The sequence below is a fragment of the Streptomyces sp. NPDC046862 genome, assembly GCF_040704615.1.
Lineage (GTDB): Bacteria > Actinomycetota > Actinomycetes > Streptomycetales > Streptomycetaceae > Streptomyces.
In genome coordinates this window covers 145,870-158,216 of sequence record NZ_JBEYXP010000003.1, presented here as the reverse complement: position 1 = coordinate 158,216, position 12,347 = coordinate 145,870, and the positions used below count along the sequence as shown (strand labels likewise).

11 protein-coding genes are annotated in these 12,347 nt (G+C 69.6%); 5 read left to right on the top strand and 6 right to left on the bottom strand.

Annotated features, from left to right (window positions below; translation table 11 throughout):
• Positions 1 to 41 precede the first annotated feature (41 nt).
• The 3 genes from AB0959_RS04255 (at position 42) to AB0959_RS04245 (ending at position 4,021) form a co-directional block, all read left to right on the top strand.
• Positions 42 to 794, top strand: a complete 753-nt coding sequence (locus AB0959_RS04255) for a hypothetical protein (protein WP_366824723.1) — start codon at positions 42 to 44, stop codon at positions 792 to 794.
• Between the two features lie 104 nt (positions 795 to 898).
• On the top strand, positions 899 to 2,503 hold the full coding sequence (locus AB0959_RS04250; protein ID WP_366824722.1) for a peptide-N4-asparagine amidase: 1,605 nt from the start codon (positions 899 to 901) through the stop codon (positions 2,501 to 2,503).
• Positions 2,504 to 2,647: 144 nt separating this feature from the next.
• On the top strand, positions 2,648 to 4,021 hold the full coding sequence (locus AB0959_RS04245; RefSeq protein WP_366824721.1) for a cation:dicarboxylase symporter family transporter: 1,374 nt from the start codon (positions 2,648 to 2,650) through the stop codon (positions 4,019 to 4,021).
• Here AB0959_RS04245 and AB0959_RS04240 read toward each other — a convergent pair whose 3' ends face one another.
• From AB0959_RS04240 to AB0959_RS04230, 3 genes are all read right to left on the bottom strand, one after another.
• The gene (locus AB0959_RS04240; RefSeq protein ID WP_366824720.1) at positions 4,022 to 4,450 is read right to left on the bottom strand and encodes a hypothetical protein; all 429 of its coding nucleotides are present in this window, start codon (positions 4,448 to 4,450) and stop codon (positions 4,022 to 4,024) included.
• 229 nt (positions 4,451 to 4,679) lie between these two features.
• On the bottom strand, positions 4,680 to 5,369 hold the full coding sequence (locus AB0959_RS04235) for a helix-turn-helix domain-containing protein (RefSeq protein WP_366824719.1): 690 nt from the start codon (positions 5,367 to 5,369) through the stop codon (positions 4,680 to 4,682).
• 81 nt (positions 5,370 to 5,450) lie between these two features.
• Positions 5,451 to 5,912, bottom strand: coding sequence for a MarR family transcriptional regulator (locus tag AB0959_RS04230; protein ID WP_366824718.1), 462 nt, complete (start codon positions 5,910 to 5,912; stop codon positions 5,451 to 5,453).
• A gap of 96 nt (positions 5,913 to 6,008) precedes the next feature.
• Between AB0959_RS04230 and AB0959_RS04225 the strand changes: the two genes are divergently transcribed.
• Complete coding sequence (locus tag AB0959_RS04225) at positions 6,009 to 7,814, top strand: ABC transporter ATP-binding protein (protein ID WP_366824717.1); 1,806 nt, start codon at positions 6,009 to 6,011, stop codon at positions 7,812 to 7,814.
• A 100-nt stretch (positions 7,815 to 7,914) separates the two neighbouring features.
• A complete protein-coding gene (mltG, locus tag AB0959_RS04220; RefSeq protein ID WP_366824715.1) occupies positions 7,915 to 8,757 on the top strand; it encodes an endolytic transglycosylase MltG in 843 nt (280 codons plus the stop codon).
• Positions 8,758 to 8,859: 102 nt separating this feature from the next.
• Here mltG and AB0959_RS04215 read toward each other — a convergent pair whose 3' ends face one another.
• The 3 genes from AB0959_RS04215 to AB0959_RS04205 all read right to left on the bottom strand — a co-directional run bounded on the left by AB0959_RS04215 (position 8,860) and on the right by AB0959_RS04205 (position 12,274).
• Positions 8,860 to 9,942 carry an NAD(P)-binding domain-containing protein gene (locus AB0959_RS04215; RefSeq protein ID WP_366824714.1) on the bottom strand — a complete coding sequence of 361 codons (1,083 nt, stop codon included), beginning with the start codon at positions 9,940 to 9,942 and terminating at the stop codon, positions 8,860 to 8,862.
• A 140-nt stretch (positions 9,943 to 10,082) separates the two neighbouring features.
• Positions 10,083 to 11,243, bottom strand: coding sequence for an LLM class flavin-dependent oxidoreductase (locus tag AB0959_RS04210; RefSeq protein ID WP_366824713.1), 1,161 nt, complete (start codon positions 11,241 to 11,243; stop codon positions 10,083 to 10,085).
• On the bottom strand, positions 11,243 to 12,274 hold the full coding sequence (locus AB0959_RS04205; protein WP_366824712.1) for an ABC transporter substrate-binding protein: 1,032 nt from the start codon (positions 12,272 to 12,274) through the stop codon (positions 11,243 to 11,245). Before AB0959_RS04205 ends, AB0959_RS04210 begins: the two co-directional genes overlap by 1 nt.
• Positions 12,275 to 12,347 lie beyond the last annotated feature (73 nt).

Sequence of the window (12,347 nt, the reverse complement as noted above, 5' to 3'; positions counted from 1 at the left end):
GCGCGGGCAGCGGCCTGTCGGGTGGTGCGACCATGGTCGGCATGGGAACAGGCGGTGCGAACGGCGCGATGCGCACGCGGGTGGCGGCAGCGGTCTGCGGCGTGATGGTGATGTCCCTGGCGGCGTGCGGAGGTTCGGGCGGGGGCAGCGGGGACAAGTCCGACGCGAGCCCCAAGGGCAGGGCCGGGCAGGCAAAGGCGCGCACCACCGACCTCAGGAGCATCCCGGACGTCAGTGACCGCCTGCGCAAGCAGATACCGGCCAACTCCCGGCAGGTGGTGGCCGTCTACGGCGAGGGCAAGGACGACGCGGACGCCACGGTCGTCCTTTACACGAAGAACGGCTCCACCTGGGACAAGACCCGCAGCTGGCAGGGCCACAACGGCAAGAAGGGCTGGACCACGAACCACCACGAGGGCGACAAGCGCAGCCCCGTCGGCGTGTTCTCACTCAGCGACGCGGGCGGTGTCCTGCCCGACCCCGGCGCCAAGCTCCCGTACACGGAGTCGGCGTCCTTCCAGGCACCGCACTACTGGGCCAAGTCGCACTGGCACGACTTCGACTACGTCATCGCCATCGACTACAACCGCGTCAAGGGCACCTCGCCGAACGACCCCACCCGCCCCGAGGGCCAGTCCAAGGGCGGCAGTATCTGGCTGCACATGGACCACGGCAGCGGTACGTCCGCGTGCGTGAGCCTGTCCAAGTCCGGCATGGAGTACCTGCTGCGCACCCTCGACCCTGCCCAGCATCCCGTGATCGTGATGGGGGACAAGGCGGATCTGGAGGCATGAGTGGCCTGAGGGCTCATCGGGTGCGCGGGTGACCTGAGGCGTCCACTGCGTTTGTGACCTGAGGTGTCATTGCGGTGCGGGCCAACTCCCCGTAGAACACCGCCATGAGATGCCGGATCATCATGTCCATGCTCGCCGGAGCGACCCTCCTGGCGAGCACCCTCCTGGGAGCGAGCCCCGCGCAGCCGGCCTCCTCCGCCGACGTGCCCGCCGAGTTCGGCACCGACTGGCACGACCCGGTCACGGCCGCACCGTCGGTCAGGAAGCCCGGCGGCAGGTCCTGCGAGGTCACCGTCGCCGAGGCGCAGTTCAAGGACTTCACGCCGTACAAGGGGGCGTACGAGCCCCCGCGCGGATGCGGCGACCGCTGGAGCAAAGTGGTGCTCCGCCTCGACGGCAAGGTCAAGGGCCGCCAGTACGACCGCCTCGGCTATCTGCACGTCGGCGGTGTCGAGGTCTTCCGCACGTCGACCCCGCAACCGTCGCCCGACGGCATCGAGTGGTCCGTCGAGAAGGACGTCACGCGCTACAGCGACACCCTGCGCACCGCACAGCCCGTGGAGATGCTCATCGGCAACGTCGTCGACGACACGTACACGGGCATCATCGACGTCAAGGCCACGCTGACCTTCTACGCGGGCAGGCCCGACGCGACCAGGACCCCCGACAGGGTCCTCACCCTTCAGGACGGCACCCTCACCACGCCCCGCAACAGCGAACGCGTCGTCGCGGAGGTGTACGCCACCGGCTCCGGCGGCGGCTGCGAGGAGTACTGGTACCTGACGGTGCCCGAGCCGGCGCCGTACTCCTGCAAGGCGGACGACGGACCGTACCGCGAGGTGCAGATCAAGGTGGACGGTCAACCGGCGGGCATCGCCGCGCCGTTCCCGACGGTGTGGACCGGCGGCTGGTCCAACCCCTTCCTCTGGTACGTGATTCCGGGGCCCCGCGCCTTCGACATCAAGCCGGTCGAGTACGACCTCACGCCGTTCGCGGGGCTCCTCAACGACGGCCGTCCGCACCGGGTCGAGGTCTCCGTCGTCGGCGTTCCCGAGGGGCAGACGGGCTGGAGCACTCCGGTCAACGTCCTCGTCTGGCAGGATGCCAAGAGCGAGCACGTCAGCGGTGGGCTCACCAGGGTCAGGGCGGGCGACCTCGCCAACTCCTCCACCTACACCCCCGGTTCCGGGCACCGCCTCGACACCGAGGGCGGCCACCGGCTGACGGTCGCCGGGTACGTGAATACCTCACACGGACGGGTGACGACCACCGTGAGTCGCGAGTTGACGAACACCTCCGTGCACACATGGGCGGATGGCGAGAACCCCGACGCCCTGAAGGCGACCTGGACCGACAACGAGACGGTCACCGTGGACGGGCGCGGACCGGCCCGGACGGCGCGGACGCACCGCACCTACACGATGGACGGCACGACGACGATCGGCGCGGGCGACCGGCTGCGGACGGTCCTGACCCTCAATGACCAGGCCGCGGTGACCGAGAAGCACGGCGGCCGACGCACCGCGTGGTCCCTGCTCGACGACACGTACACGGGCGACGCCACGTATACGGCGAACGTGCCGCGCGACCAGCGCCACGCGGTCGGTACGACCGGCGAGCGCTACCGGCTGTTCGGCTCGGGCGGCTGCTACGACCGCTCCCTCGTCACCGTGCAGGGCGTGCTGACGGAGGACAGCAACGGCTGTTGAGATGAAATGCGCGTGATGTGACGCCTGTTCGATGATTTACACGGCGGAAACACCGAGGTCTTCTCCACGAGCGGCAACTCCTTGATAGTGATCGACGCGGAAGCACTTTTCCGCATGCCAGAAAGTCCCATCGGAGGAGTGCTCGTGCCGCAGTCCGTACCGTCCCTGCCGCGACGCGTCGCACGCATACTGCGTACCTCACTGTTCGCCCAGGTCGCCGTCGCCCTGGTGCTCGGCATCGTCGTCGGGAGGTTGTGGCCGGACACGGCCACGACCTTCCAGCCGCTCGGCGACGGTTTCGTGCGTCTCATCAAGACGGTGATCTCACCGCTCGTGTTCTGCGTGGTCGTCGTCGGTATCGCCAAGGCCGGAAACCTCAAGGCCTTCGGGCGGATCGGCCTCAAGGCCCTGATCTGGTTCGAGGTCGCGTCCACGGCCGCGCTGCTCATCGGCCTGATCGCCGCCAACGTCTTCGCCCCCGGCGCCGGGATGAACGTCGACCCCTCGAAGCTCGACGCCTCGGCGGTCGACGACAAGACCGCCGGCGGTGCCCTGCCGTCCACCACCGAGTTCATCCTGAACGCGCTGCCCCAGAGCGCGATCGGCGCTTTCGCGGAGAACTCACTGCTCCAGGTCCTCGTACTGGCCTGCCTCGTCGGCGCCGCCCTGCTCCACCTCGGCCACACCAAGGTCCCCGCGATCCTGCCGGCCATCGGGCAGGCGCAGGAGATCATCTTCGCGATCGTCGGCTTCGTGATGAAGCTGGCGCCGCTCGCCGTGTTCGGCGCGATGGTCCACCTCGTGGGCGAGTACGGCCTCGGGGTGATGAAGACGTACGGCAAGCTCATCATCCTCTGCTACGCCGTCGCCGTGGTCTTCCTCGTCCTGCTCGGCCTCGCGCTCAAGCTGGTCACGGGGCTCAACCTGTGGAAGTTCGTGCGCTACACGCGGGAGGAGATGCTGCTCGCGCTCGGCACGGCTTCCAGCGAGAGCGTCATGCCGCGCATGATGCAGAAGCTGCGCCAGGCGGGCGCCCGCGACGACGCGGTGGGCCTGGTGCTGCCCACCGGCTACTCCTTCAACCTCGACGGCGCCTCCATCTACCTCTCCATCGGCACGCTCTTCATCGCCCAGGCCGTGGGCGTGGACCTCAGTCTGAGCCAGCAGATCACCGTGATCCTGGTCCTCATGCTGACCAGCAAGGGCATGGCGGGCATCCCCGGGTCCGCCTTCCTCGCCCTCTCGGCCACCGCTTCGGCGCTCGGCGCCATTCCCGCCGGGGCCGTCGCCCTGCTGCTCGGCGTCGACCGGATCATGGACTCGATGCGCGTCGCCACGAACCTGCTCGGCAACTGTGTCGCCGTGTTCGTGGTCTCGAAGTGGGAGGGAGCGCTCGACACGGTGCGGGCCAGGAAGATGCTGGACGGGGAGATCGCGTTCGTGGAGGACGAGGGCGCCGCGGAGAAGGACACCACGAAGTCTCCTGATGATGCCTCGAAGGCTCCCGCGGGCACCTGATCACGCAGCGGTCGCGGGGTCCGGCGCCACCCTCGGCGCCGGGCCCCGCGCCGCGTGGCGGCGATGGCCCAGCCGGAGCAGGGCGAGGGCGAGCAGTAGCCAGGGGCCGAAGGTGTGGAACCAGGTGAGGGCTTGGCCGGCGCCGTTCTGGAGCACCTCCCAGCCGTCCAGGAGGCTCTCCCGGTAACGGCGGGAGAGCTCCCCGGCGGACGCCGCCTGAGTGCTTCCGGAGGGTGATCTCCGGGTCACCGTCAGATCGAGAAGGGCGACGAAGACGGAGAACGTCGCGGCCGTGGCCGCCGTCCCCAGCAGTAGTCGGCGCCGTTTCTCCCCGTCCCGTCGGCGCGGTACCCGGCCGGTGACCAGGTCGTACGCGAGACGACGAGCGCGGGGTGGCCATGTGCCCTTCGTGAGCGTGCTGGGGATCACGGCAGCCTCCTGACCAGCCGTGGGCGGCCCGGTGTGGCCGGACGCGCCCGGTGTCAGCTTCAGGGAAACTATAACTGGACTAGCTTCTCCGGTTATGGGGAATGTGGCGCGGGTCACGTGCTGCAACTCGACGCCGGCCGGTGAAACGCCGCTGGGGCACCACACGTCTGTCGTGGTGCCCCGGCGGAGGGACGGACTGCTTGGGCGGGGTCCGGAGGAGGTTCTGGGCTCAGTCCCTCTCGGCGCAGGGCCCGACGCCCATCACCTGTGCGTTGCCGAGCAGTGCCCGCTCCATCTGAAGGGGAGTCGGTGCGGCCGGCAGGGGGCCGGTCCTGGCGGCGTGGCAGCCCTCCAGGAGGAAGGCGAGCAGGCGGCGCCAGGCGTGCGGAGCGGCCTCCTTGGTCACGTGCATCACCGCCGCGTTGGCGATCAGGAACAGGAGGAAGTCCTCCGGTACGAAGTCGGAGCGCAGTTCACCGGCTTCCTGGGCCCGGCGGACAAGGTCGGCCAGGGCCTGCTCGCCGGCCTCGCGGCACCGTGCCGCCGTCTCCGAGTTGGTGAGCCGGATGCTGAGCAGGTCGCTGAAGCCCCGGTCGGCCGCCATCGTGGTGCAGATCCACTCGATCAGTGAGGTGAAGCCGGCCCAGGGGTCCTCGTGCTCCAGTGCCTTTCCGGTGGCCGTGACCCACAACTGGAGCTTGTCCTCGGCGACGGCTTCGACCAGGCTCTCCTTGGTGGGGAAGCGGCGGTACAGGGTCCCGGCACCCACGCCGGCCCGCTCGGCGATCTCGTCCAGTGGGACGTCGAGCCCGCGCTCCTCGAAGAGCTCGCCGGCGGCTTCCATGATCCGCTGGCGGTTGCGCAGGGCGTCCGCGCGCAGTGCCCGCTTGGGTGTCTCGGCGTTTCCTGGTGTCCCCATGGGGTCACTGTATCAATTGGAGATGTTTCTCCGTTTGTTGTCGAGTTCAGGGTCGGCGGGTGGTGGGATCGGCTCCGTCGGTCAGCCGCGCTCGGCTCCGGCGGGCATGGCCACACCGTCGACGAGCGTGTTCAGCAGGCCGCCCAGCACCTCGCGCTGCTCGTCCGTCAGTGGGGCGAGGATCTCCTCCGCCGCCGCCCGGCGGGCGCCGCGCAGCTCCCCCAGGGCCGCGCGTCCCGCGTCCGTCAGTTCGATGCGTATCACTCGCCGGTTGGTCGGGTCGGGTACGCGGCGCACCCGTCCACTCGTCTCCAGCCCGTCGACCAGCGTCGTCACGGCCCGGGGCACCACCTCCAGGCGCTCGGCCAGGTCGGCCATGCGCGGGGGCGAGCCGTAGTGCGTGAGGGTGCGCAGCAGTCGGGACTGCGCCGGGGTGATGTCCAGTCCGGACCCCTCCAGATGGCGCTTCTGGATGCGGTGCACGCGGCGGGTGAGCCGCAGCAACTGCTCGGCGAGCAGGCCGTCGGCGTCGGCTGTGGTCATGCGGGAACAATATCAGGACGCTGTTCATTGTGAACATAGGTAACAATGAGCTATGCTCCATCAATCCGCTTGATCCCACACATCCCGTAGGAGCCCATGCACCCCGATCAACCCGCCCCCTGGACACCACCGCGCACCGAGCCGGGTCAGCCACGGCAGGTGCGCCGCATCCTGAAACTCTTCCGTCCGTACCGCGGCCGCCTCGCTGTCGTCGGCCTGCTCGTCGGCGCCGCGTCACTGGTCTCGGTCGTCACGCCCTTCCTCCTCAAGGAGATCCTCGACAAGGCGATCCCCGAGGGCCGCACGGGCCTGCTGTCCCTGCTCGCGCTCGGCATGATCCTCAGCGCGGTCCTCACCAGCGTCTTCGGTGTGCTGCAGACCCTCATCTCCACGACGGTCGGCCAGCGCGTCATGCACGATCTGCGCACCGCCGTCTACGGCCGCTTGCAGCGCATGTCGCTCGCGTTCTTCACGCGGACCCGCACCGGCGAGGTCCAGTCGCGCATCGCCAACGACATCGGCGGCATGCAGGCGACGGTCACCTCCACCGCCACCTCGCTGGTCTCCAATCTCACCAGCGTCGTCGCGACCATCATCGCGATGGTCGCCCTGGACTGGCGGCTGACAGCCGTCTCCCTGCTCCTGCTGCCGCTGTTCGTGTGGATCAGCCGCCGCGTCGGCAGGGAGCGCAAGAAGATCACCACCCAGCGCCAGAAGCAGATGGCCGTCATGGCCGCGACCGTCACCGAGTCGCTGTCCGTCAGCGGCATCGTGCTCGGCCGCACGATGGGGCGTGCCGACTCGCTGACGAAGTCCTTCGCCGAGGAGTCGGAAGGCCTCGTCGAGCTCGAAGTGCGGTCGAACATGGCCGGTCGGTGGCGCATGGCCGTCATCTCGATCGTCATGGCCGCGATGCCGGCCGTCATCTACTGGACGGCGGGACTGGCGCTCCAGTTCGGCGGCCCTGCCGTCTCGATAGGGACCCTGGTCGCGTTCGTCTCGCTCCAGCAGGGCCTGTTCCGGCCGACCGTCAGCCTGCTCTCCACCGGGGTCCAGATCCAGACCTCGCTCGCCCTCTTCCAGCGCATCTTCGAGTACCTCGACCTGCCCATCGACATCACCGAGCCGGAAGAGCCGATCCACCTCGACCAGGTCAAGGGCGAGGTCCGGTTCGAGAACGTCGAGTTCCACTACGACGACAAGAGCGGCCCGATACTCGACGGCATCGACATCACGGTCCCCGCGGGCGGCAGCCTCGCCGTCGTCGGCCCGACCGGCGCCGGCAAGTCCACGCTCAGCCACCTCGTGCCACGGCTGTACGACGTCACGGGCGGCCGCGTGACGCTGGACGGAGTAGACGTGCGAGACCTCGACTTCGACACGCTCGCGCGCGCGATCGGTGTCGTCTCCCAGGAGACGTACCTCTTCCACGCCTCCGTCGCGGACAACCTGCGCTTCGCCAAGCCGGACGCCACCGACGAGGAACTCCGCGCGGCGGCGAAGGCGGCTCAGATCCACGAGCACATCGCGGGCCTGCCCGACGGGTACGACACGATCGTCGGCGAGCGCGGCCACCGGTTCTCCGGCGGCGAGAAGCAGCGCCTCGCCATCGCCCGCACCATTCTGCGGGACCCGCCCGTGCTCATCCTCGACGAGGCGACCAGTGCCCTGGACACCCGTACGGAGCACGCCGTGCAGGAGGCCATAGACGCCCTGTCGGCCAACCGGACCACGCTGACCATCGCCCACCGGCTGTCCACCGTCCGCGGCGCGGATCAGATCGTGGTCCTCGACTCCGGACGCGTGGTCGAACGGGGCACGCACGAGGAACTGCTGGAGCAGGGCGGGCGCTACGCGGCCCTCGTGCGTCGGGACGCCCAGCTGGAACCGACGCGATCGTGACCGTGACGCCCGTGACGCCCGTGACGTCGTGACGCCGATTGGAAGCCGACGAGATGACGATATGCCGGGTTTGCGAGCTTGATCGGGTTACCGTGCCCGCATGCAGATCAACACTCCGTCACGGAGCAAGGTTCGACTGACGCGCCGGGGCCGGATCGCCCTCATCGTGACCGGAGCCGTCGCGGCGGCTACCGCCGTGGTGGTGCCGCTGTTGAGCATCGACATCGGCGGTGAGCAGCAGCGCCCCACATCCCTCGTGATCCCCGAGGGCTGGCGGGCGACGCAGGTCTACGCAGCCGTGGACAAGGCCCTTGCCCTGCCGACGGGCACCACCAAGAAGTCCCTGGGCAAGGCCGGGCTGAAGCTTCCGGCCGACGCAGGGGGCAACCCGGAGGGCTACCTCTACCCGGCGGCGTACTCCCTGGACAAGAAGACGACTCCGGAGTCCCTGTTGTCGTCGATGGTCGACGCCGCGAACCAGCGGCTGAACGGAGGCCAGGTCACCGCCGGTGCACAGCGCAACGCCATGAACGTCTACCAGGCGCTCACCATCGCGAGCATCGTCCAGGCCGAGGCCGCCAGCAAGGCCGACATGGGCAAGGTGGCCCGGGTGATCTTCAACCGCCTGGAGCGCGGTATTCCGTTGCAGATGGACTCGACCATCAACTACGCGTTGAACCGCTTCACGCTGGACACCACCGAGGAGGAGACGAGGCTCAACAGCCCCTACAACTCGTACCAGCGCATGGGCCTGCCGCCCACGCCGATCGGGAGCCCCGGCGAAGGGGCGATGCGCGCCGCGATCAACCCGGCTCCCGGCGACTGGCTCTACTTCGTCACGGTCAAACCGGGCGACACCCGCTTCACGGCCAGTTTCGCGGAACACCAGCGCAACGTCGCGGAGTTCAACCGGAACAGGAAGAGCGCGGAGGCGACCAAGTGACCCTGTGTCAGGGCAGCACGCGCCCGGGCGTCACGCGCCGGAGCACCACGTGGGGCACTACATGCCGGGGCACCACGCGCCGAGGCACCACGTGTCGGGGCGTCACGCGGCGAGCGGTTCCTCGGCCAGCAGCCGCCTGACGTCCCGTACCGCCGCGCGTCCCGCCCGGTTCGCGCCGATCGTGCTCGCCGACGGCCCGTACCCCACCAGATGGATCCGCGGATCGGCGACCACGCGGGTGCCGTCGACGCGGATGCCGCCACCCGGTTCACGCAGCCGCAGCGGCGCCAGATGATCGAGCGCTGCACGGAATCCGGTCGCCCACAGGATGACGTCGGCGTCCACGCGCCGCCCGTCGTCCCACTCCACCCCGTCCGGCGTGACGCGGTCGAACATCGGCAGCCGGTCGAGGACCCCGTCCGCGATGCCCTGGCGGATCGCGTCGTTCAACGGCAGCCCCGTCACCGACACCACGCTCCGCGGCGGCAGCCCCTGCCGGACCCGCTCCTCGACGAGCGCGACGGCCCCCCGCCCGGCCTCCTGGTCGAACGATCCCTCCCGGAATACCGGCGGGCGCCTGGTCACCCACGTGGTCGCGGCGGCGTACGGGGCGATCTCCAGCAGATGCTGCGTACCGGACGCGCCCCCACCGACGATCACCACCCGCTGCCCGGCGAACGCCTCGGGGCCCGGGTAGTGCGCCGTGTGCAACTGGCGCCCCCGGAACGTCTCCTGGCCGGGGTAGCGCGGCCAGAACGGCCGGTCCCAGGTGCCGGTCGCATTGATCAGCGCCCGCGTCGACCATGTTCCCGCCGAGGTCTCGACGAGCAGCCGCCCTCCCTCGCCCTCCCGCACCGCCCGCACATCGACCGGTCGGCGCACTCGCAGATCGAAGGTACGTTCGTATGTGTCGAAGTACTCCGCGATGACCTCGGACGACGGGCGCGACGGGTCCGCGCCGGTCAGCTCCATGCCGGGCAGGGCATGCATCCCGTGCACCTTGCCGTACGTGAGCGACTGCCAGCGGAACTGCCAGGCGCCGCCCGCACGCGGCGCGTGGTCGAGCACCACGAAGTCCCGCTCCGGTTCGAAACCGGTGCGCCGCAGGTGATAGGCGCTGGACAGTCCGGCCTGCCCAGCGCCTATGACCACGACATCGACGTCTCGTACCCCGGTGTTGTTCACGCTTCTACTAACCGCACCGGGGTCGTGGATCTTCCCGGGCATGGTTCCCGCGGATTCCGCGAGGCCAGGCCGATGCCGAGCCGATGCCGAGCCCATGATCGGCAGATGCCGAGCCAATGGCAGGCAGTTGCCGCGCCAGCTCAGCGACCGCTCGCGACAAGCAGCGGCGCGCCACCCCCGGCCGGCGTTCTCGTGCCGGAGAGCAGTCCGCGGGCCGCCAGGTCCGGGATCACGCCCTCCCCGAACCAGTACGCCTCCTCCAGGTGCGGATACCCGGAGAGCACGAAGTGCTCGATGCCCAGCGAGTGGTACTCCTCGATCCGGTCGGCGACCTCGGCATGGCTGCCCACGAGTGCCGTGCCCGCGCCGCCGCGGACGAGCCCCACGCCCGCCCACAGGTTCGGAGAGATCTCCAACTCGTCGCGCGAACCGCCGTGCAGGGCCAGCATGCGCCGCTGGCCCACCGACTCGCTGCGCCCGAGCGCGGCCTGCGCCGCGGCGACCGTGTCCGCGTCGAGGTCGTCGAGCAGCCGGTTCGCCGTCGCCCACGCCTCGGCCGACGAGTCGCGGGAGACGGTGTGCAGCCGGATGCCGAACCGGACCGTGCGCCCCTGCTCCTCGGCGAGCGCGCGGATCCAGTCGATCTTCTCCTTGACCTGGGCCGGAGGCTCGCCCCAGGTCAGATAGACGTCCGCGTGCCGGGCCGCGACCGGCCCCGCGGCGGCCGACGAGCCACCGAAGAAGATCTGCGGCACCGGGTCCGGCGGCACCGCGGTCAGCCCGCCCTCGACCCGGTAGTGCGCGCCGTCGAAGTCGAACGGCTGCCCGCGCCACACGCCTCGTACGACGGAGAGGAACTCGTCCGTACGGGCATACCGCTGGTCGTGGTCGAGGTGGTCGCCGAAGCGTCGCTGTTCGGCGGAGTCGCCGCCGGTGACGACGTTGAGCAGCAGCCGGCCGCGTGTGACACGCTGGTACGTCGCCGCCATCTGCGCGGCGAGCGTCGGGGAGATCACTCCCGGCCGGAACGCGACCAGGAACTTCAGCCGCTCGGTCTGCTGGGCGAGAGCGACCGTCGTCAGCCAGGCGTCCTCGCACCAGGTGCCCGTCGGCGTCAGCACCGCCTCGAAACCGAGCTGTTCGGCGGCCTTGGCTATCTGGGCGAGGTACTCGATGTCCGGGGGACGCACCCCGGGGACCCGGAGCGCGGTGCCGGTGTCGTTCGGTGCGTAGGCGTGCCGGTCGACGAGGGTACGGCCGTCACCGCCCGTCGGCAGGAACCAGTGAAGGTGAACGGTCATCAGGATTCCTTGAAGACGCGGGGCTTGGTCGTGGAGGGCGGCAGGTCGCCGTTGTAGCGGGTGTCGACGAACTTCCCGAAGTCCACCTTGCGGGGGATCAGCTTCAGGCTGGTGAAGGCGTCCGCGATCTCCTGCTCGGAGGCGATCAGCGGCTTGTCCACCGCAACCGGGACACGGCTGGACTGGGTGCGCTTCACCGAGGCCAGAGCCGCCTCGTAGGGAAGACCCGTGTCCTTCGACCACACCCTCGCCCAGTCCGCCGGGTGGTCGTACACCCAGGCGTAGGCCCGGCGCAGCCGCTCCAGGTAGTCCTTGATCGCGGCGGACTTCTTCTTGTCATTCAGCGCGTCCGGCGCCGCCACCTGGAAGGTGAGTCCGTTGGTAATGCCCTGGCCGGTCGTCAGGAGGCGCCCCTGCTTGGCCTGGAGCACCTGCGAGGTGTACGGATCCCACACCGCCCACGCGTCGACCTTGCCGGAGGTGAACGCGGCGAGTGCGTCCGCCGGCTGGAGGTACTTGACCTTGACGTCACTGAACGTCAGCCCGGCCGCCTCGAGGTTGGCGACCAGTTGGTAGTGCGCCGACGAGCCCTGGGCCACGGCGATGGACTTCCCCTTGAGCTGCGCGGGCTTCGTCAGCTTCGAGTCGTTCGGCACGAGGATGGCATCGCCCTTGGACGTGCCGTGCCAGGCCGCCACCACCGTGATCTTCGAGTTGGCCCCGGCCGCGAAGACGGGTGGGGTGTTGCCGACACCGCCGATGTCGACGGCCTTGGCGTTGACGGCTTCGAGGAGCGGTGGGCCGGAGGTGAAGGTGGACCACTTGATCTTGTAGTCGAGGTTCTTGAGTTCCCCGGCGGCCCGCAGGATGGCCTCGGAACCGCCCTTCTGGTCACCGACGTCGAGGGTGAGGGAACCCTGGCCGTCGGTCCTTCCACCGGTCGACGTGTCGGCTGCCGAGTTGCCGCCGCAGGCGGAGAGCAGAAGGGCCAGGGGGACGAACAGGGCGGCGGGGACGAGACGTCGTCGCATGGTGTTTCCGTTCGGTGAGTGCACGTGGGGGTGGAAAGCAACGGGCGGGTGCCGTGGAGGGGGAGAGGAGAGG

Coding starts and splice junctions, on each gene's coding strand:
- AB0959_RS04250 (WP_366824722.1), top strand. CDS start 899: ATGAGATGCCGGATCATCATGTCCATGCTCGCCGGAGCGACCCTCCTG.
- AB0959_RS04255 (WP_366824723.1), top strand. CDS start 42: ATGGGAACAGGCGGTGCGAACGGCGCGATGCGCACGCGGGTGGCGGCA.
- AB0959_RS04225 (WP_366824717.1), top strand. CDS start 6,009: ATGCACCCCGATCAACCCGCCCCCTGGACACCACCGCGCACCGAGCCG.
- AB0959_RS04230 (WP_366824718.1), bottom strand. CDS start 5,912: ATGACCACAGCCGACGCCGACGGCCTGCTCGCCGAGCAGTTGCTGCGG.
- AB0959_RS04210 (WP_366824713.1), bottom strand. CDS start 11,243: ATGACCGTTCACCTTCACTGGTTCCTGCCGACGGGCGGTGACGGCCGT.
- AB0959_RS04205 (WP_366824712.1), bottom strand. CDS start 12,274: ATGCGACGACGTCTCGTCCCCGCCGCCCTGTTCGTCCCCCTGGCCCTT.
- mltG (WP_366824715.1), top strand. CDS start 7,915: ATGCAGATCAACACTCCGTCACGGAGCAAGGTTCGACTGACGCGCCGG.
- AB0959_RS04235 (WP_366824719.1), bottom strand. CDS start 5,369: ATGGGGACACCAGGAAACGCCGAGACACCCAAGCGGGCACTGCGCGCG.